Genomic DNA, 20,483 nt, shown 5'->3' with positions numbered 1-20,483 from the left:
TTCCGGATTCTTACACAGCCACTGGATCGGTCAACCGATCCTTAACTGATCGGCATTACAGCTCAGGTTGCCGTTTTTTATTGTCGGAGTGTGTTCTTAGAAAGGAAGGGAAAGGCAGAAAAATCACGAAAGGTCTCAGTACATCTTTGCGATAATGGCATAGGCTACCTCCTCCTTCAAGTTCTCCCCTTCAATTCCTGCGGACAGTTCACAAATCACGGTTTACTGACAGAAAGTGACAAAAAAAAGCGATCAATATCACGATTTTTGTCTCAACTCGCGGTATGCTGAAATTATCCAAGACGGACATAGGCAGAGAGGTAAGTTATATGACTATCAATATTACCAGTAAGCAAATGGATATTACCCCCGCAATACGTCAGCATGTCGAAGACCGTCTTTCTAAACTGGATAAGTGGCAAGCTCACCTGATTAACCCGCACATCATTCTGTCAAAAGAACCCCAGGGTTTCGTTGCTGATGCAACAATCAGTACGCCAAACGGACCGTTGGTCGCCAGTGCCAAACATGAAGATATGTATGCAGCTATCAATGAGCTCATCGCTAAACTTGAGCGTCAATTGGACAAGGTGCGACATAAAGGAGAGGCCCGTCGCGCAGCGACAAGCGTCAAAGATGCCAACTTGCAAATTATTCAGGAAGAATAATTTCCACCGGTTCCGGTTACCTAACGCGCCTGATGGCGCGTTTTTTGTATAGCGGGCATCCTTTGCCCGCCCCTAAAGTGCCAACGTTGCACGTGGTTCAAAATCACACCCGGCGATTTTGTATTGACAGGATGAAAAGCCAACGGTTACTTTACCTGTTATTATTCCGACGCATCTTCATATTGCACACTGGATTCACATGACCCATTCACCGTTTTTCTTCGTATTCTTTTTTACCTTCCCCTGATTTGGGAGGCGATTCGTCATAAGAGTAAGAATACGAAGACGAACAGAAAGGCCTCCTGAAAACAGGAGGCTTTTTTTATAAGAATAGAAAACAGGTAACAACATAATGACCGATAATCCATTACTGGTACTACGCGAGCGCATCAGCGAACTGGACTTGAAACTGCTTGAGTTATTGGCGCAAAGACGTGAATTAGCACTCGACGTTGCACGCAGTAAACTGCACTCTCATCGACCCATCCGTGATAAAGAGCGCGAACGTGATTTACTCGACAAACTGACCGCGGCAGGGAAAAAATATCATCTTGATGGTCACTACATCACCCGTTTGTTCCAGCTTATCATTGAAGACTCCGTACTGACGCAACAGGCGCTCTTGCAGCATCACCTTAACCAGACGACATCTCACTCAGCCCGTATCGCTTTTCTCGGTCCTAAAGGCTCCTATTCTCATCTGGCAGCGCGTCAATACGCCGCCCGCCATTTCGAACAGTTCATCGAATGCGGCTGCCAGAAGTTCCAGGACATTTTCAATATGGTGGAGACCGGTCAGGCCGACTACGCGGTGCTGCCGATTGAAAATACCAGCTCGGGTTCCATTAACGATGTCTATGACCTGTTACAACACACCGGGTTATCCATTGTCGGTGAGTTGAGTAATCCGATTAATCACTGTGTTTTAGTGGCAACCGAAACCAGCCTGGATCAGATTGAGACTGTTTATAGTCACCCACAGCCATTTCAGCAATGCAGCCACTTTATCAGTCGCTTCCCCAACTGGAAAATCGAGTACTGTGAAAGTACTGCTGCGGCAATGGAAAAAGTAGCGGCGCTCAACTCAGCGAAAGCCGCAGCACTCGGTAGCGAAGCCGGCGGCATGCTCTACCAATTGCAGGTTCTAGAGCATAATCTGGCAAATCAGTCACAAAACATCACCCGCTTTATTGTTCTCGCCCGCAAACCGATTGACGTATCAGAACAGGTCCCGGCCAAGACCACGCTGATTATGGCAACGGGTCAACAATCCGGCGCCTTGGTTGAAGCGCTTCTGGTCCTGCGCGACCACGGTATTGTAATGACCAAGCTGGAATCGCGACCGATTAACGGTAATCCGTGGGAAGAGATGTTTTATATAGATGTACAGGCTAACCTGCGTAGCGAAGCCATGCAGAAAGCCCTGAAGGAATTAACGTCCATCACTCGTTCCCTGAAAGTCTTGGGCTGCTACCCAAGCGAAAATGTCGTTCCTGTAAACGCCGTCGAATGAAAAATGCCATCCCGGCATAGGCAACGGGATGGCATTCTCAGATTCTAAACGTATCTGGCATGGTTACTGACGAATATCGTTAGCCTGACGCAATAATGTCCGACTTTCAGATTGGAATCGGTTCGCGTAGTCACCAAACCAATGTTCGACTTTCTTGAAGCTGCTGATGAACTCGGCTTTATCCGCACGTTCCAGCAGCGCTATCGCTTCACCGAAACGTTGGTAATACCGCTTAATCAGCGCCAGATTATTCTCCGACGACATTATAATATCAGCGTACAACTGTGGATCCTGTGCGAACAGTCGTCCCACCATAATCAATTCCAGACGATAGATCGGTGATGAAAGCGCCAGCAATTGTTCCAACTGTACATTCTCTTCCGCCAGATGCAGACCATATGCAAACGTTGCGAAGTGACGCAGCGCCTGAATGAACATCATATTCTGATCGTGCTCCACAGCGCTGATGCGATGCAAACGCGCGCCCCATACCTGAATTTGCTCCAGCAGCCACTGATAGGCTTCAGGTTGACGCCCATCGCAATAGACAACGACCTGCTTTGCCAGACTACCGCTATCAGGGCCAAACATCGGATGCAGCCCGAGCACCGGTCCTTGATGGGCAGCCAGCATGGCTTGCAACGGCCCATTTTTTACCGATGCCAAATCAACAAGAATACAATCATCCGGCAGTTTAGGCAGACGAGCGATCACCTGTTCAGTAACATGAATCGGGACACTGACAATAACCATGCCCGCATCAGACAACAAACTTTCCGCCCGGGGCCAATCATCCTGTTCCAGAATCCTGACCTGATACCCGGACAACGTCAGCATTTTTTCAAACAGCTTACCCATTTGACCACGACCACCGATGATGACCACAGGTCGAAGTAACGGGCATAATGTTTTAAATCCCTTTTCATTCTCACTGGAATAGGACTCACGCATAACCCGGCGCAAGATATCTTCAATCAGGTCAGGCGGTACTCCCAGCGCCTCGGCTTCTTTTCGACGTGAACTGAACATTGCCGCTTCACGATCGGGAACATAAATCGGCAAACCATACCGACTTTTCACTTCACCGACTTCCGCCACTAAACGCAACCGATGTGATAACAGCGCTAAAAGCTCTTTATCTACCTCGTCTATCCGATCACGCAATGCGGTCAGTTCAGCTACCATATCTTGTTACTCTCCTGAATGTTTTACTCGTGCGCCAAGTTCCTGATGTACTGAACGCAGCAATGCTTCTGTGCTTTCCCAACTGATGCAGGCATCCGTTACGGACACGCCATACCGCATGTCGGAACGAGGCTGCTCTGAAGACTGGCTGCCTTCATTAAGGTGACTCTCCAGCATCAAGCCAATAATGGAACGATTTCCTGCCTTAATCTGCTCAATTGCAGATTCAACCACAAGAGGCTGACGACGATAATCTTTATTGGAGTTGCCATGGCTACAATCTATCATCAGGGCAGGTCTCAGTCCTGCTTCCTGCATCTGTTTTTCACACTCGGCAACATCTTGCGCACTGTAATTCGGCTTTTTACCACCGCGCAGAATCACATGGCCATCCGCATTGCCCTGAGTCTGCAACAGACAAACTTGCCCGATCTGGTTGATCCCGACAAAACGGTGCGGCATGGCCGCGGCTCTCATTGCGTTGATCGCTGTACCCAGACTGCCGTCGGTTCCATTTTTAAAACCAACCGGCATGGACAGACCTGATGCCATTTCACGATGTGTCTGCGATTCAGTGGTACGTGCACCGATCGCAGACCAGCTGAACAAATCTCCCAGATATTGGGGACTATTCGGATCCAGTGCTTCAGTCGCCAGCGGTAAGCCCATGTCCACCAGTTCAAGTAATAACTCGCGAGCAATATGCAAACCCGCTTCGACATCAAATGACCCATCCATGTAAGGATCGTTGATCAGGCCTTTCCAGCCTACGGTCGTACGCGGTTTTTCAAAATATACCCGCATGACAATATACAACCGGTCGCTCAACTCAGCAGCAAGCGCTTGCAAACGACGGGCATATTCCAGCGCAGCGTCGGTATCATGAATAGAACACGGTCCGCAGACAATCAGCAGGCGTTCATCACGACCATGAATAATGCTGGCAATCGTTTCACGAGCATGAGCGATGGCCGCTTGTTCATTGTCACTAAGGGGAAATTTGGCCTTTAACTGTTCCGGGGTAATAAGCACCTGTTCTGCGCTGATATTAATATTATTGAGTGAATCTTTTTGCATGTTCATATTCCTGACGAGTTCGGTATAAGCGCGAATGACCAACGCAGTCTACGCGCGATGCCTACACCATAACATGAACCGTAAATTTTTCAATACACATCTGTAAATTTAAAATTACTGTCACTAAAACGCCAAAAAACGAATTGGCGCCAACGCTCACTTCCATATTCACGCATTCCAATCACTCACGCGAATAATGGTAGAATCATGACAACAAGGGGGAACAATGTTGAAAGCAATAATCATTGACGACGAACAGCTGGCGCGAGAAGAACTGTCTTTGCTGTTGGAGAACGAACCTGATATCACTATCATCGCCCAGTGCAGCAACGCGCTCGAAGCGATACCCACGATTCATCGCCTGCAACCTGACGTCATCTTTCTGGATATCCAGATGCCCAAAATCAGTGGGCTGGAATTGGTCGCGATGCTGGATCCGGAAAACATGCCTTATGTCGTGTTTGTGACCGCATATGATGAATACGCGGTTCGCGCTTTCGAAGAACATGCGTTCGATTATTTGCTAAAACCGCTGGATGCCCATCGGCTTGCAAAAACGCTGAATCGTTTACGTCGCGGCACAAGTGTAAATAAAAACGTACACATCATTACCGAGCCCTACCTCCGCCATATTCCCTGCACCGGACATAACCGGATTTTTTTACTCAAAGTCGATGAAGTCGAATATTTCAGTTCAGAGCTAAGCGGTGTACATGTTGTTGGCGTAAGTCAGTCTGGTTACACACAACTGTCTCTGAAAACGCTGGAAGAAAAAACGCCTTTTGTACGGTGCCACCGAAAATATATGGTAAACACCGAGCTTCTAAAAGAAATTCAATTAATGGAAAATGGCGCCGCGGAAGTACTGACACATACGGGAAAACATATCCCTGTCAGCCGCCGCTATCTGAAGTTATTAAAAGAAAAATTGGGTATCGCCTAAAAGCAAAACGCTTTTATGATAGAGACTTCTACTCGCGAAAGGTTTCATTATGAAATACAGTTACTTTTTAGCTGTAATTCTTTTTATGACCGGTTGCCAAAGCCATCTCCCTTCTTCTGTGCCTGGGGGAGAAGCTGACTTTTGGTATGATGCTGGCTATAAAGATGCCGTATCCGGCATGGTGGTGAAAGACAATGACACGCTGCAAGAATGGTTTGGCAACCCCGAAGTCGATCGCGATGCCTATTTACGCGGCTATAACGCAGGACAGACAGCGTTTTGTCATCCCGCCAACATGATAGAATGGGGGAAATCCGGCAAGAACTTCCCTGCCAGCTGCGATGGCGTCTCTGATGCCGAGCAATTGCGAACCCAATGGCAGCAAAGTTTGCACTAAGCTCTACAGCTGATAAGACTTATCCAAATGCTGTCATATCACAATATCAAACCGTAACTATCGTCCTTCCAATTTCATCATCATTCCCTCAGCATGACTATCGATCATAATACGTTGAGGGCATCGTGCAAAATAGGTTACCGCCAGCCGCATATCTGGATCAGAGAAACGTTATACCTCCAGCCGTAAAAAAGGGTTCGCCATCATCAACCAGTTGATAAATAATCACTTTATTATTCTGGATATCAGATAATCCTACTGGTTAGAGGCATTACCCGTTAAATCAGAAAGTTGATGATTATTAACCTTGACTTTTGTAATAAACAATGAGATAAGGAATTTTGATGGAACATATTAATCTTCAAGGAAATGAAGGGGATATTAAATGGCTAACGTTATATATTTAAAAGTTAACGGTGAAAAACAAGGTCTTATATCGGCAGGAGCATCCTCGATAGATTCTATTGGTAATAAATATCAATCAGCCCATGAAGATGAAATTTTTGTATATGAATTAATGAACCAATTTACACGATTAGAAAATGTATCTCTTCATCCGGTTGACATAAGAAAACCAATAGATAAAGCCACGCCTCTTTTAGCTCAGGCCCTGAATGATAATGAGAAATTAGATTGCGTGTTTCAATGTTACAGAACGTCCTCGTTAGGAGGTTATGAGCTTTTTTTAAGATCTCTTTGAAAGATGCAATTGTTACGGACATTCGTTATTTTTATCCTAACTCGTTGACGCATAATGATGCCCAACCTCAAGAAAATGTATCATTTAAATTTTCATCAATAACATTAGAACATGTCATTGCTCGCACGAGTAATTATATGCTATGGAGTGGTTCAACTTATTAAATATTAGAAAATCATGGATGGATAAATGAGTAAGCGCTCAGAGATATTGGATGTCAATCAGGCAATTTCAGCAAAATACGGCATAATTTACACTGAAATATTAGGCTGGGTAGATTTAGGTCATGCCTCAGGTGATGATATCAGGAATCTTTTGTCTCAAATGGAATTGGGTGAAAGTAGACCAGATGAGTTCTATCATATTCACTATGAGCAAAGCATGTTTATTAGAAGGAAGTGGATAGGTACTTCTAAGTACAGTATTTGGAAAATACGCCGCGGACGCCCACTATCTGAGCGGCACAGTATCGTTCTTGCCATGATGATGAAAACGGGTACGGCATTTGAGAGCTTGCAGGATAGTTGGCCTTTTAGCTGGACCACTGACAGTGGTTTTAGCGGCGAAGATCTTGTATCCGATTTACTCGGATTTTATCGTGCAATCCATGGTAGAAATTATCTTTATGACTTAAAACCTGTTAGCAAAAGTGAATCAATTAAGCGATGGGACCATTATGGACCTATTGGAAATTTTAAGAATAAAGGATTTAGACCTTTGTTGTTTCCGGATCCATCAATATCTGCAAACTCAAGACCTTATTTAGGTGAGTTACCGTATTTTATGAAATCAATAAAACCATACTTTGATTTTAAATCAGGTAATGTTTTCATTGCGAACGATAGCGACATCGGAATATATTTAAACGGTGGGAGGGTTTATGCAAACCAATAAAAAAATCGCTTTTTTTTTGTCTCCATAGTTGCATTTTCATATATTCTTTTAAAACTACTTACTATTGATAGTATTTCTTACACAAAAACCAATTGGTTCTACGACCGCTTTTTCTCAACGGAAATGATCAGAAACGCGCCCCTTATATCTCAGGATTATTATATAAGCTATTCAGCTCGTGATGGTAATAAACCTGAGACCAATGTAATATTCTTTACTGGAACGACTGACAAATCGGAGTTAGAAAGCTACTTAAGAGCCAAGAAATTTACACCTGAGAAGATCGATATTAATACCATTCGTTGGATCTCACCGGCCTACAGTGGATATGATATCTATTTGAGTGTTTACCCTGATAAAAAAGAAGTCATTATGGCAGCTATTGGCCTTGATTAGGAAAAAGTCGAACATAACGCTGATGCCTCCCAACCAGTAGACAACGCTCCACGCTAAATTCTGGTTCCCTCGTAGGCTTCAACACGCCCTTGATAGATCACGTATCTGAGAGGACGTTAATTTTACCAAGGCGACAGCGATCTTCTTTCCCTCCTAACAGGTTGGAAGTGTTAACAGGTAATTGACGAACAGGTGTAGACGATTACCAAAGTCACCCCATTGTGGATTTCAAAACGTTGCAAACCCAGCCCACGCCAGCGCTTTTTTACACCGTTGAAAAGGCTGCCATGGACAAAAGTGGATATGGACGTAAAAAAAGGGTTCGCCGCCGGCGAACCCTTGATAACTAACCACTTTCGGATGTTGCGAAAGCGCGCTATTAGTTAAGACGCTCTTTAATACGGGCAGACTTACCAGTGCGTTCACGCAGGTAGTACAGTTTGGCTTTACGTACGGCACCACGACGTTTGACAGCGATGCTGTCAACTACTGGAGAATGCGTTTGGAAAACACGTTCTACACCTTCGCCGTTGGAAATCTTACGAACAGTGAATGCAGAATGCAGACCGCGGTTACGAATAGCGATAACCACGCCCTCGAATGCCTGCAGACGTTTTTTGCTACCTTCAACAACCCATACCTTCACTTCTACGGTATCACCCGGACGAAATGCAGGTACGTCCTGCTTCATCTGCTCTTGTTCAATTTGCTTAATAATGTTGCTCATAATATGTCTCTTACCCTAGGTAAACTGATATTTGGGTTCGTTTGGCGTACCAGAACGACCACCTAATACTCATGTTGTCCAGACTGATATTCACGTTGGAATTCAGCCAACAACGTTGCTTGCTCGTCAGTCAGAGCTAGGCTTTTCAGAAGTTCAGGTCTTCTAAGCCAGGTTCGGCCCAGCGACTGCTTCAAACGCCAGCGACGAATCTCAGCATGATTTCCTGACAGCAAAACTGCCGGGACATCCATGCCTGCCAACACTTCGGGGCGAGTAAAATGTGGGCAATCCAGCAATCCATCAGCAAAAGAATCCTCTTCTGCCGAAGCCTGATGACCCAGTACACCCGGTATAAAACGGGAAACCGAATCAATCAGCGCCATTGCCGGTAGCTCACCACCGCTGAGGACGTAATCACCGATTGACCATTCTTCATCAATTTCGGTTTTAATTACGCGCTCATCAATCCCCTCGTACCGACCACAAACCAGAATCATTTTCTGATTGGTGGCGAGTTGACGTACGCCTTGCTGATCTAATTTGCGGCCCTGAGGTGATAAATAAATCACTCTGGCACCTTCGCCTGCCGCTGCTTTTGCTGCGTGGATCGCATCCCGCAAAGGTTGCACCATCATCAGCATTCCGGGACCGCCGCCATAAGGGCGATCGTCCACGGTGCGATGCCGATCGTAAGTGAAGTCTCGCGGACTCCAGTACTGTACGCTCAGCAGGCCATTTTTAACTGCCCGGCCAGTGACTCCGTAATCAGTAATTGCGCGGAACATCTCTGGAAACAGGCTAATAACCCCAATCCACATCGTCGCGTTCCACTTAGTACTACTGGTCAGCTCAGAGCTCAAAAACCAGGATCCCAATCTACTTCAATAGTTTGAGCAGAAAGGTCAACATGCTTGACAACCTGTTCAGTGAGGAACGGAACCAACCGCTCCTTGACCCCGAATGCATCTTTCAGGTTGGCTTTTATTACCATCACGTCGTTCGAACCGGTTTCCATCATATCAATGATTTTACCCAGTTGATAACCCGTTGAGGTCACGACCTGACAGCCAATAAGATCCTTCCAATAATAATCACCTTCATCCAACTCAGGCAGTTGCGTTGAATCTACGACAATTTCGCAATTGGTCAGTAGATTGGCCGCATCACGATCGTCAACATCTTTAATCTTGATGATCAGATCCTGATTGTGATGTTTCCAGCTTTCAATCTCGACAAGCTGCCAACCACTTTTTGTCTGGATAAACCAAGGTTGATAATCAAAAATGCTTTCGGCATCTTCGGTGGATGAAAACACTCTGAGCCAACCACGGATGCCATAAGTCGATCCCATCTTCCCCAATACGATGGGGTTAACAGGTGCTTTAGGACTAAGTTGTTTGCTCATTGTTACCACCGCAACAGATTATGCTGCTTTTTTAGCGTCTTTGATCAGCGAAGATACGCGATCAGACACTGTTGCACCCAGACCAACCCAATGCTCGATACGGTCCAGATCCAAACGCAGAGCTTCTGCCTGACCCGTTGCGATCGGGTTGAAGAAGCCTACGCGCTCAATGAAGCGACCATCGCGCGCATTGCGGCTATCGGTCACGACGACTTGATAGAACGGGCGTTTTTTCGCGCCGCCACGTGCCAAACGAATTGTTACCATAACATCCTCTTTAGTTAATAAAACAACCGGGCCCCATCGAGGAACGGGGCCCAGTGTGTCATATAAAAAGCCCCAAAATTTTACTCATTTTGGCGCAAAAAGCAATCTAAAGCGTAAAATGGCGGTGAGACTTTATATTCACCGTCAGATTATCGCGCTTAACGACCCGGGAATCCCGGCGGCATCATGCCTTTCATACCGCGCATCATTTTCGCCAAACCGCCACTCTTCATTTTCTTCATCATCCGCTGCATATCATCAAACTGCTTCAGAAGGCGGTTGACGTCCTGAACCTGCATCCCCGATCCCGTCGCAATACGACGTTTCCGGGAACCTTTGATAATTTCGGGCTTGGCACGTTCCTGATGCGTCATCGAATTGATAATCGCTTCCATACGGACCAGCACTTTATCATCCATCTGTGATTTCACATTATCAGGCAATTGCCCCATTCCGGGCATTTTGCTCATCATGCTGGCCATGCCGCCCATGTTGCGCATCTGCTTAAGCTGGTCAAGGAAATCGGTCAGATCAAAGCCGTCCCCTTTTTTCAGCTTTTTCGCCAGTTTTTCCGCCTGGGTACGATCAACCTTACTTTCGATATCCTCGATCAGGGAAATCACATCTCCCATGCCAAGAATACGGGAAGCAACACGCTCGGGATAGAAAGGCTCCAGAGCTTCCGTTTTTTCACCAACGCCAAGGAATTTTATCGGTTTACCCGTAATATGGCGGATAGACAGCGCGGCGCCGCCACGAGCATCACCATCGACTTTGGTTAAAACCACACCGGTTAACGGCAGTGCTTCATTAAAGGCTTTCGCCGTATTCGCCGCATCCTGACCGGTCATGGCATCGACAACAAACAGGGTTTCCACCGGATTGATCGCCGCGTGAACCTGCTTAATCTCGTCCATCATGGCGTCATCGACATGGAGACGACCGGCAGTATCAACTAACAACACATCATAGAATTTCAGTTTGGCATGCTGTAAAGCACGACTAACGATATCAATCGGCTTTTCCTGCGCCGTTGAGGGGAAGAAATCGACGCCAATTGATTCTGCCAGCGTTTCCAACTGTTTAATTGCCGCAGGACGATAAACGTCCGCAGAAACAACCAGTACCTTTTTCTTCTGCTTTTCTTTGAGGAATTTGCCCAGTTTACCGACGCTGGTTGTTTTACCTGCCCCTTGTAAACCCGCCATCAGCACGACTGCGGGCGGCTGCGCAGCAAGATTCAGCTCCGCATTGCTTTCCCCCATCGCACTGACGAGTTCATTTTTGACGATCTTGACGAACTCCTGACCTGGAGTCAGGCTCTTGTTGACCTCATGCCCCACCGCACGTTCTTTGACACGATTGATAAAATCGCGAACAACCGGTAGGGCGACGTCAGCTTCCAGCAACGCCATGCGAACTTCACGCAGCGTTTCCTTAATATTGTCTTCAGTCAACCGCCCGCGGCCGCTGATATTGCGCAATGTGCGCGATAGTCGATCGGTTAAATTTTCAAACATATCTCATGCTCAACGTATGACAAGCCGCAAGCCGCGACGCGAATGGCTGGATTATAACACGAAAGCGCCGACGATCTCTGTGACTCGGATGGAGAACAGTTGGTCCCCAGTGAGACTAACGTTATACTGACCCTTCATTTTACTTAGTTGATGTTCAATAACCTACTTGTATGTCTGTTTTCGCTATTGTGGCGCTGGTCGCCTACACATTCAGCCTTGGACTGATTATTCCCAGTCTGCTACGCAAGAACAGTGCATATCGTCGGCTGGCAATACTTTCGGCCAGCGTTGCGCTTATCTGTCATGCAGTAGCGCTTTATCAACGCATTTTTGATGTCCAGACGGGTCAAAACCTTAGCCTGTTAAACATTGGCTCTCTCGTCAGCCTCATGATCTGTATCGTGATGACGATAGTTGCTTCACGTAACCGTGGATGGTTTCTGCTCCCTATCGTTTATACGTTTGCACTAATCAATCTGGCTTTTGCCAGTTTTATGCCGGGAGAGTTCATTACCCATCTGGAAGCGACTCCGGGTCTGATGATCCACATTGGCCTCGCCCTGTTTTCTTACGCCACTCTGCTGATTGCCGCACTTTATGCGCTACAGCTCGTCTGGCTGGATTATCTGCTAAAGAATAAAAAGCTGGGGTTTGCCGCCGATATGCCGCCGTTAATGAGTATCGAGCGGAAAATGTTCCACATTACTCAGGTTGGCGTCATTCTGTTGACGCTGACGCTCTGTACAGGTCTGTTCTATATGGATGACCTGATTGGTAACAAAGAAAATCTGCATAAAGCCATTTTTTCTCTGTTCGCCTGGTTCATCTATATTCTGCTGCTTTGGGGGCATTACCATGAAGGCTGGCGTGGACGCCGGGTAGTCTGGTTCAGCCTGCTGGGCGCGTTATTATTGACCCTTTCCTATTTCGGCAGCAGAGTCATACAGCACTTCGTCGCCGCCTAAACGCCTGACGGGCATACCGTACAATCTGGTATGAAAAATGACGCTAAAAAAGTAAAGAGAGCCAATTTCTGGCTCTCTTTTTCATTCCGGCTTACTGCGAATCAAGTATTCACTAGATATGTAGTTCTGCCAGCTTATCCTTCGGCAGCGCCAGATCGTCATTCTGGTTGATGCCAATATCATGATCCAGAATATGCTGTGCAATTTCCTGAGCCTCTGTCAGAGAATGCATCTCATAGGTTCCGCACTGATATTCATTGAGTTCCGGGATTTTTTGCTGTTCGGTCACTTTCAGCACATCCGCCATTGCCGCTTTCCAGGCATCCGCTACGCGTTGCTCTTTTGGCGTCCCAATCAGGCTCATGTAGAAACCGGTACGGCATCCCATCGGCGAAATATCAATAATCTCGACACCGTCGCCATTCAAGTGATCACGCATGAAGCCGGCAAACAGATGCTCCAGCGTATGAATTCCGCGCTCTGGCATCACTTCATGGTTAGGACGGCAAAAACGCAGGTCGAAGACAGTAATGTTATCGCCATGAGGGGTTTTCATGGTTTTCGCGACCCGGACAGCAGGCGCTGCCATACGGGTATGATCTACAGTAAAGCTATCTAGTAACGGCATAACGTCACCTCCTCATAGAAAAATTTTATTTTTCCGCATTTCTGGGAAACTTTTTTTCTTCATGCAGGTCTGAATTACTGAAAGACGCGCATTTATTATCATCATCCCTATTAGAGATGTTTATTTGGCCACATTTACTGTGGCCTTTTCTTTTTTCAGTGCGCGGCAAGATACGCCTCAAAGCTCAGTGTATCTTCAGCTTCAATCTGCTGCTGACGAAGCCAGGAACGTTCACATTCCGCTTTCAACTGCCCTTCCGTCAAGACTTGCAGTGGCTCACTGCTCAATATCTTACGGTATTCGTCCGCAAGATGAAGACCGACGCCACCGCAGCCATCTTTCTTCATCAGCTCAAGCAATCGTCCAGAGAATGTACTTTCCGGATCATCAAAGCCCGTAATCAGTTCATCACAAACCTGCTGGTAGTATGGCTGAGTATTCCCGTCGTCCAGTACCTCTGCAACGCGACGCAAATCAACAAACAATGCTTTTCCGACATCAGCGATAGGCTGTTGTTCAGTATCACAACCCATACCGACAGTCTGTCCCGGCTTGCGACCTTCCAGTATCACCCGGTTCCAGTTTTTACGCGTACACGCCAACTCATCGGCGCTCATTTCCGGCGCATCCGCCAGGGTGCACCAAATCAGGAACAAATCCAGGAATCGCACCTGGCTGGCGCTAACGCCGGTTGGAGAGAAAGGATTAATATCCAGCGATCTCACCTCAATGTACTCGATCCCTCCGCGCAGAAGCGCATCGGAAGGAGACTCCCCGGACCGGGTAACTCGCTTCGGCCTGATTGGCGCATAAAGCTCATTTTCGATCTGCAATACGTTGGTATTCAACTGCAGATACCGGCCTTCTTTCTTCACCCCTACCTGAGCATACTCTTCAGAAGGCGTTTTTATCGCGCGTTTTAACGCAGCGACATAAGTATCCAGATCATTAAATGTGATACCAAGATTACTTTGTGACTTATTGGTATAGCCCAAATCGCTCAGTCGCAGCGACGTTGCATACGGTAGATAACACATCCCCTTATCCGTACGCTCAAACGGCAACGACGTTTCCCGTCCCTGCAGGAAAGACGAGCAAATGGCGGGAGAAGCGCCAAACAGATAGGGAATAATCCAACCGAACCGATAGTAGTTACGGATCAAACGAAAATAACCGGCTGAAATCTCAGACTTGCCACTTTCAACATCGCGGATCCCCGCTTTGGCCTGCCAAAACGCCATCGGTAGTGAAAAATTGTAATGCACACCGGAGATTGTCTGCATCAATGCGCCATAGCGAGTCTTCAACCCTTCACGATAAAGCGTTTTAAAACGTCCAATGTTGGATGACCCATATTGCGCTAACTCAATATCCTGCTCTGCTGCAATAAAGCACGGCATGCTTAATGGCCACATCCGCTCATCACCCAGATTACGCGCGACATGGCGATGGATATCACGCAAAAACGTCAGCAAATGGTCGACATCATTATCAACCGGAGTGATAAATTCCAGCAATGCTTCAGCGAAATCCGTCGTAATCCACGAGTGCGTTAACGCCGAGCCTAACCGCTCAGGATGACCGGTTGTCGCAAGATGTCCATTCGCCAATACGCGCAAAGTTTCACGCTCAATTCCACGCTGAATACCATTCACTGCATGTGGATGTTTTTCCAGCCAGGAAAGCGCTTTTGATATGTCCGGGATCAAATCGACCTCCCGTTGTTAAAATGTAATGTTTGTAAGCATAATTGAAACTTGGCGCCACTCACCAGACCTTATATCGACCAGCTAATGCCACCATGCAATACCTTGTAAGGTTATCCCTGTCAGGACGATATAGCGCAACGCTTTCCCGATACCGATGAAAACAGCCGCACGCATCCAAGGCATACGCAACCAACCCGCCAACACGCACAATAAATCGCCGACTACCGGAACCCAGCTAAATAATAGCGCAGCAGGGCCATAACACTGTAACCAGCGTATCGCCATCGAATATCCCGTCTGCTGTTTTGGCTGAGGCAGTAAGCGCCCTATAAAAATATTTGTTACCCCTCCCAGGGTATTTCCCACCGTTGCCACAATAATTAACAAAATGGGGCTGGCGCTACCTGAAACCAAGAGCGCGACGAGCAACACCTCCGAACTGCCGGGCAATAGCGTTGCACTCAGCAAACTACTCCAGAAAAGCGAGAATATCGCCCAGAATTCAGTCACCGTTTACGAACATCAACCACAGCCATCTTCGCACGCCTGGCCGCTTCAATACCATAATCAGCATCTTCAAACACGACACAGTGTTCTGGTGCAACAGCGATAAGTTCGGCACAGCGTAAAAAGGTGTCGGGGAAAGGCTTATGATTGATGACATCGTCAGCACCGACGATTGCATCAAAATAATTATGCAGCCCAAGATGTTGCAAAAGCCGGTCAGCCATACCATGGGTACTGCCTGTCCCAACGGCCATAGGACGACGCCCATGATAATGTTTGACGACATCGATCAACTGCAGCGGCGTTACCGTATCCAGTAACATTTCTTCCACAACCGCCGTTTTCTCATCGGCCAGCCGATGCGGGTCGATATCCGCCTGGTGACGGTCAATAATAAACTGGGCAATACGCCAAGTAGGCGATCCATTCAATGCTGTCATAACAGCCGCATCATATTTCATTTCGTACTTCGCCAACACCTGATCCCAAGCCTTATGGTGTGTTGGTTCTGTATCGAGTATGGTGCCGTCCATATCAAAGATCAGCCCTTGATAACGATCGTACATCATGACTCCATGCTCACTGAAAAAGAGGGCCTACTTTATCGCAAAGTAAAAACGTTGTCGCTCACTCAATAACCATATAATAATCATGTCATTATTGCTGTCATATTGGAGCAATCGGGTAAGCCCCTGATCTTTGGCAAACACAATCCAAAGCAGAATAAATCATAGGAGATAACTTTTCGTCGTCAAAAGGCAGGCACTAATAGCGCTACAAACGATGAGTGATAAGGGAAATGGAACGTCTAAACGAATATTACAAGCTGCGGGATAAGAAAGCAGTGAAGTGAAGATTAACGAAGTAATGGTGCATCCGGGAGGATTCGAACCTCCGACCGCTCGGTTCGTAGCCGAGTACTCTATCCAGCTGAGCTACGGATGCATAATGACGCAGAATTACCTTGCTTAAAGTAAGCAGATAACTTGCTGTAACACTGATTGGAATACTCAAGAATGGTGCATCCGGGAGGATTCGAACCTCCGACCGCTCGGTTCGTAGCCGAGTACTCTATCCAGCTGAGCTACGGATGCATTGATAATTCTTTATTTACTGCCGTGTTCGCTCGCCACCGCCAAAACAACTTTGCCATTTATATGGTGCATCCGGGAGGATTACTCGGCAAAACCTCGCCCTTCGGGCCGTTGCTGAAGCAACGTTATCCTCCCTGGTCATCGTTTGGAAAAAACAAATTATATCAGACCAAGATGACTGCCATTCCAATTTAATATGGTGCATCCGGGAGGATTCGAACCTCCGACCGCTCGGTTCGTAGCCGAGTACTCTATCCAGCTGAGCTACGGATGCAATTAAATGGCGGTGAGGGAGGGATTCGAACCCTCGATGCAGCTTTTGACCGCATACTCCCTTAGCAGGGGAGCGCCTTCAGCCTCTCGGCCACCTCACCATGCATTACCTGTAATCACTGCCAAGAACTTCTTGTTAGTACTCACGGGCACTGCGTGGCGCACATATTACTTTCCCGGACTTATAAGTCAAACAATTTCTCCCAACTTATGTTTGTTTGCGCAATTCGCATCCAAGACGGGCGAATTCACAACAAAAAGTGCATTTTATCAACAGAAAAACAGACGCTTATCCTGCGATGAGGAAAGATAATCAATCAAAGGAAGAAAAACGTGTTGATAAACATACGAAGGGAAAAACGGGAAAACAATAGCGTCTCGTTTCAGCGAGACGCATTGCCAATCAATACGAAGTCGGCTGAGATTTCTCTGCCTGAATTCGTTGATAGATCTCTTCTCGGTGGACAGAAACCTCTTTAGGCGCATTAACACCAATACGCACCTGATTACCTTTTACCCCTAGTACGGTAACAGTTACCTCATCGCCGATCATGAGGGTTTCGCCAACTCGACGAGTCAAAATAAGCATTCTTTGCTCCTTGAAAGATTATGAAGAGTCCGGTCTCTCTGTCTCCCCGCCATCATCCATTATGTGCCGTGAAAACGTAAACCTAGACGATGGTATAACGCCCACCATCACACTCCTAGTTTGTAGCTACTTGTTAGTTTAGTCGATATAAATAGCTTGTGCTTTTGTTATCGCAACAAGACAGCTGAACATACCCATCTGCAGGATTTCCAAAAGCGACACACCGTTCATCTTGCTTGCCGGATACCTTTCCTGCAAGACAAGACGCCATAACCAATTCATTCAGCCATAGCGTTTTATTGGGCAACACGAATGTTGATTTACAGCTTGTCAGCGACCCAGGATTCAACACTGGCTAATGCAGCAGGTAACGCCGCCGCATCGGTACCACCAGCCTGAGCCATATCTGGGCGACCGCCGCCTTTACCACCAACCTGCCGGGCAACGAATCCAATTAACTCGCCGGCTTTCACACGGTCAGTCAGATCCTTCGTCACGCCAGAGATCAGGCTGACTTTACCTTCAGCCGTTGTTGCCAGCACAATGACGGCTGATCCTAACTGATTTTTCAGGTCATCCACCATCGTGCGGAGCAATTTGGCCTCCACATTATCCAACTGAGTGACCAACAGTTTAGTGCCGTTGATATCCTTCGCTTTACCAGAAAGAGAAGAACTTTCCTGCGCAGCCTGTTGAGCTTTCAGTTGTTGAAGCTCTTTTTCCAGTGTACGAGTACGCTCAAGTACAGAACGGAGTTTATCGCTCAGATTGTTGCTATCACCCTTCAGAATCTGTGCAATATCCTGCAACACATCGCTTTGACGATGCAACGCGGACAAGGCATTTTCCCCCGTCACGGCTTCGATACGACGAACGCCGGCAGCCGTGCCTGATTCGGAAACAATCTGGAACAAACCAATATCGCCTGTACGGCTGGCGTGCGTGCCACCACACAATTCGATCGAGAAATCGCCCATGGTTAACACGCGAACATGGTCGTCATACTTCTCGCCAAAAAGCGCCATCGCGCCCTTCTCTTTCGCATCAGCCAGCGCCATAACGTCGGTTTGTACCGCGAGGTTACGACGAATCTGCGCGTTGACGATATCTTCAACCTGACGAACCTGCTCTGGTTTCATCGCCTCGGTATGAGAGAAATCGAAACGCAGATAGCTGTCGTTAACCAGCGAGCCTTTCTGCGCAACGTGATCGCCCAATACTTGACGCAGCGCGGCATGCAGCAGGTGGGTCGCGGAGTGATTCAAACGAATACGGTCGCGACGGACGCTGTCAACAACGGCTTCAACGTTATCATTAACACGCAGCGTTCCCTGAGCCAGCTTGCCGATATGGCCGATAGCCTGACCATATTTTTGGGTATCCTGCACCACAAAGCCAACGTTAGCGCCTTTTAATTCACCCTTGTCGCCAACCTGTCCACCCGACTCACCATAGAAAGGGGTTTCATTTAGGATAACGACGGCCTCTTCGCCTGCCACAACCTGCTCTACCGCTTTTCCATCATGATAAAGCGCGATAACGGTGGATTGCTGACGTGTCTGCTCGTAACCACTGAATGGGGTTGTTGCATCTACGCGGACAAGGTTGTTGTAGTCAACACCAAAACCACTGGCTTCACGCGCACGCTGACGCTGTGCCTCCATGGCCTGATCAAATCCTTTTTCATCTACTTTCAATCCACGTTCGCGGCATACATCCGCCGTTAAATCAATGGGAAAGCCATAGGTATCATAGAGTTTGAAAGCGGTTTCGCCATCCAACGTGTCGCCAGACAACTTTTGGATTTCCTCATCCAGCAACGATAAGCCACGTTCCAGCGTGCGGGCAAACTGCTCTTCTTCCGTTTTGAGCGCTTGTTCAACCATTGCCTGCTGTTTTTTCAGTTCAGTCGCCGCAGGGCCCATGACTTCGATCAGCGGGGCAACCAGTTTATAGAAGAATGTCTCTGTCGCGCCCAGCATATTACCATGCCGAACCGCCCGGCGAATGATACGGCGCAGGACATAGCCACGGTTTTCATTGGAAGGCGTTACGCCATCAGCGATCAGAAAAGCACAGGAACGAATGTGGTCGGCAATAACGCGCAACGATTTATTATCCAGATCGTTCGTCCCCACGGCTTTAGCCGCAGCAGCAATCAACGTTTTGAATAAATCGATCTCATAATTTGAATTTACGTGTTGCAACACAGCGGAAACACGCTCTAGTCCCATACCGGTATCAACCGACGGCTTAGGCAACGGCAGCATAGTACCATCGGCCTGACGGTTAAACTGCATGAAAACCAGGTTCCAGATCTCAATATAGCGATCGCCATCTTCATCAGGGCTTCCTGGTGGCCCCCCCGCGATGTGGTCGCCATGGTCGTAGAAAATTTCAGAACACGGACCACAAGGACCGGTGTCACCCATTTGCCAGAAATTATCTGACGCATAGGGTTCGCCCTTGTTATCGCCAATGCGAATGATACGCTCATGAGGAATGCCGATTTCATTTGCCCAAATGTTATAGGCTTCGTCATCCGTGGCGTATACCGTTACCCACAATTTCTCTTTTGGCAGGTTAAACCACTCTGGCGCCGTCAGCAGTTCCCATGCGTAATGGATTGCATCCTGCTTAAAGTAATCGCCAAAGCTGAAATTACCCAACATTTCGAAGAAAGTATGATGGCGCGCGGTATAACCAACATTTTCCAAGTCGTTATGTTTACCACCCGCACGTACGCAGCGCTGCGAAGTCGTCGCTCTCAGATAGCCACGTTTATCCAGTCCCAGAAACACGTCTTTGAACTGGTTCATACCCGCGTTGGTAAATAACAGCGTTGGATCGTTATTCGGTACCAGGGAGCTGCTATCAACAACCTGGTGTCCCTTACTGTGGAAAAAATCGAGAAACGCTTGACGGATCTCAGCGGTGCTCTTGCTCATAATTGTCCTGAAATCAAACTAAAAGAACAGATCGCGGGCAAGGTTAGTGCAGCATGCTGACGCTACCGTGCAACTCAC

20 protein-coding genes, 4 tRNA genes, 1 pseudogene and 1 other annotated feature are annotated in these 20,483 nt (G+C 47.4%); of the genes and pseudogenes, 8 read left to right on the top strand and 17 right to left on the bottom strand.

The window, feature by feature from the left end:
- Positions 1-329 precede the first annotated feature (329 nt).
- The 3 genes from raiA to pheA all read left to right on the top strand — a co-directional run bounded on the left by raiA (position 330) and on the right by pheA (position 2,181).
- Complete coding sequence (gene raiA / locus B4923_RS18225) at positions 330-668, top strand: ribosome-associated translation inhibitor RaiA (protein ID WP_109055785.1); 339 nt, start codon at positions 330-332, stop codon at positions 666-668.
- A 198-nt stretch (positions 669-866) separates the two neighbouring features.
- Positions 867-994, top strand: a sequence feature (Phe leader region).
- Entirely contained in the window at positions 868-915 is a 48-nt protein-coding gene (gene pheL, locus B4923_RS21000; RefSeq protein ID WP_210732736.1) for a pheA operon leader peptide PheL, read from the top strand. It overlaps the preceding feature by 48 nt.
- A 26-nt stretch (positions 995-1,020) precedes the next feature.
- On the top strand, positions 1,021-2,181 hold the full coding sequence (pheA, locus tag B4923_RS18220) for a bifunctional chorismate mutase/prephenate dehydratase (protein WP_109055784.1): 1,161 nt from the start codon (positions 1,021-1,023) through the stop codon (positions 2,179-2,181).
- Positions 2,182-2,244: 63 nt separating this feature from the next.
- On the opposite strand, the gene tyrA is transcribed toward pheA, so the two are convergent.
- Positions 2,245-3,366, bottom strand: a complete 1,122-nt coding sequence (gene tyrA / locus B4923_RS18215; protein WP_109055783.1) for a bifunctional chorismate mutase/prephenate dehydrogenase — start codon at positions 3,364-3,366, stop codon at positions 2,245-2,247.
- Positions 3,367-3,372: 6 nt separating this feature from the next.
- Entirely contained in the window at positions 3,373-4,443 is a 1,071-nt protein-coding gene (locus tag B4923_RS18210; RefSeq protein WP_109055782.1) for a 3-deoxy-7-phosphoheptulonate synthase, read from the bottom strand.
- A 226-nt stretch (positions 4,444-4,669) separates the two neighbouring features.
- On the opposite strand from B4923_RS18210, the gene btsR reads away from it, so the two are divergent.
- The 4 genes and pseudogenes from btsR to B4923_RS18190 all read left to right on the top strand — a co-directional run bounded on the left by btsR (position 4,670) and on the right by B4923_RS18190 (position 7,377).
- Complete coding sequence (btsR, locus tag B4923_RS18205) at positions 4,670-5,386, top strand: two-component system response regulator BtsR (protein WP_109055781.1); 717 nt, start codon at positions 4,670-4,672, stop codon at positions 5,384-5,386.
- 49 nt (positions 5,387-5,435) lie between these two features.
- Positions 5,436-5,783: a DUF2799 domain-containing protein gene (locus B4923_RS18200; protein ID WP_109055780.1), complete on the top strand. Its 348-nt coding sequence runs from the start codon at positions 5,436-5,438 to the stop codon at positions 5,781-5,783.
- A gap of 385 nt (positions 5,784-6,168) precedes the next feature.
- Positions 6,169-6,647: pseudogene (locus B4923_RS18195) on the top strand (Hcp family type VI secretion system effector).
- Positions 6,648-6,672: 25 nt separating this feature from the next.
- The gene (locus B4923_RS18190; RefSeq protein WP_109055779.1) at positions 6,673-7,377 is read left to right on the top strand and encodes a hypothetical protein; all 705 of its coding nucleotides are present in this window, start codon (positions 6,673-6,675) and stop codon (positions 7,375-7,377) included.
- 775 nt (positions 7,378-8,152) lie between these two features.
- Here B4923_RS18190 and rplS read toward each other — a convergent pair.
- The 5 genes from rplS to ffh all read right to left on the bottom strand — a co-directional run bounded on the left by rplS (position 8,153) and on the right by ffh (position 11,692).
- A complete protein-coding gene (rplS, locus tag B4923_RS18180) occupies positions 8,153-8,500 on the bottom strand; it encodes a 50S ribosomal protein L19 (protein WP_009111758.1) in 348 nt (115 codons plus the stop codon).
- Positions 8,501-8,562: 62 nt separating this feature from the next.
- Complete coding sequence (trmD, locus tag B4923_RS18175) at positions 8,563-9,318, bottom strand: tRNA (guanosine(37)-N1)-methyltransferase TrmD (protein ID WP_109055777.1); 756 nt, start codon at positions 9,316-9,318, stop codon at positions 8,563-8,565.
- Positions 9,319-9,356: 38 nt separating this feature from the next.
- On the bottom strand, positions 9,357-9,905 hold the full coding sequence (gene rimM, locus B4923_RS18170; RefSeq protein ID WP_109055776.1) for a ribosome maturation factor RimM: 549 nt from the start codon (positions 9,903-9,905) through the stop codon (positions 9,357-9,359).
- Positions 9,906-9,923: 18 nt separating this feature from the next.
- Positions 9,924-10,172 (bottom strand): 30S ribosomal protein S16, encoded by a 249-nt coding sequence (gene rpsP / locus B4923_RS18165; RefSeq protein WP_009111755.1) that lies wholly within the window; start codon positions 10,170-10,172, stop codon positions 9,924-9,926.
- Positions 10,173-10,330: 158 nt separating this feature from the next.
- Entirely contained in the window at positions 10,331-11,692 is a 1,362-nt protein-coding gene (gene ffh, locus B4923_RS18160) for a signal recognition particle protein (RefSeq protein WP_109055775.1), read from the bottom strand.
- 170 nt (positions 11,693-11,862) lie between these two features.
- Here ffh and B4923_RS18155 point away from each other — a divergent pair, with 170 nt between their 5' ends.
- Positions 11,863-12,657, top strand: a complete 795-nt coding sequence (locus B4923_RS18155) for a cytochrome C assembly family protein (RefSeq protein WP_109055774.1) — start codon at positions 11,863-11,865, stop codon at positions 12,655-12,657.
- 112 nt (positions 12,658-12,769) lie between these two features.
- On the opposite strand, the gene luxS is transcribed toward B4923_RS18155, so the two are convergent.
- The 10 genes from luxS to alaS form a co-directional block, all read right to left on the bottom strand.
- Positions 12,770-13,285, bottom strand: a complete 516-nt coding sequence (gene luxS / locus B4923_RS18150) for an S-ribosylhomocysteine lyase (protein WP_109055773.1) — start codon at positions 13,283-13,285, stop codon at positions 12,770-12,772.
- Between the two features lie 155 nt (positions 13,286-13,440).
- Positions 13,441-14,994, bottom strand: a complete 1,554-nt coding sequence (gshA, locus tag B4923_RS18145) for a glutamate--cysteine ligase (protein WP_109055772.1) — start codon at positions 14,992-14,994, stop codon at positions 13,441-13,443.
- Positions 14,995-15,075: 81 nt separating this feature from the next.
- Entirely contained in the window at positions 15,076-15,504 is a 429-nt protein-coding gene (locus tag B4923_RS18140; RefSeq protein ID WP_109055771.1) for a YqaA family protein, read from the bottom strand.
- Positions 15,501-16,067 carry a fructose-1-phosphate/6-phosphogluconate phosphatase gene (gene yqaB, locus B4923_RS18135; protein ID WP_109055770.1) on the bottom strand — a complete coding sequence of 189 codons (567 nt, stop codon included), beginning with the start codon at positions 16,065-16,067 and terminating at the stop codon, positions 15,501-15,503. Before yqaB ends, B4923_RS18140 begins: the two co-directional genes overlap by 4 nt.
- 302 nt (positions 16,068-16,369) lie before the next feature.
- A tRNA-Arg gene (locus tag B4923_RS18130) sits at positions 16,370-16,446 on the bottom strand.
- 72 nt (positions 16,447-16,518) lie between these two features.
- Positions 16,519-16,595, bottom strand: a tRNA-Arg gene (locus tag B4923_RS18125).
- 197 nt (positions 16,596-16,792) lie between these two features.
- Positions 16,793-16,869, bottom strand: a tRNA-Arg gene (locus B4923_RS18120).
- A 7-nt stretch (positions 16,870-16,876) separates the two neighbouring features.
- Positions 16,877-16,969, bottom strand: a tRNA-Ser gene (locus B4923_RS18115).
- Between the two features lie 302 nt (positions 16,970-17,271).
- On the bottom strand, positions 17,272-17,457 hold the full coding sequence (gene csrA / locus B4923_RS18105; protein WP_005972168.1) for a carbon storage regulator CsrA: 186 nt from the start codon (positions 17,455-17,457) through the stop codon (positions 17,272-17,274).
- A 320-nt stretch (positions 17,458-17,777) separates the two neighbouring features.
- The gene (gene alaS, locus B4923_RS18100) at positions 17,778-20,405 is read right to left on the bottom strand and encodes an alanine--tRNA ligase (protein ID WP_109055768.1); all 2,628 of its coding nucleotides are present in this window, start codon (positions 20,403-20,405) and stop codon (positions 17,778-17,780) included.
- Between the last annotated feature and the right edge of the window lie 78 nt (positions 20,406-20,483).

The sequence above is a fragment of the Brenneria roseae subsp. americana genome, assembly GCF_003115815.1.
GTDB lineage: Bacteria > Pseudomonadota > Gammaproteobacteria > Enterobacterales > Enterobacteriaceae > Brenneria > Brenneria roseae.
Note: the sequence above shows the minus strand (reverse complement) of the source record. Positions and strands in the feature narration are given on the sequence as shown.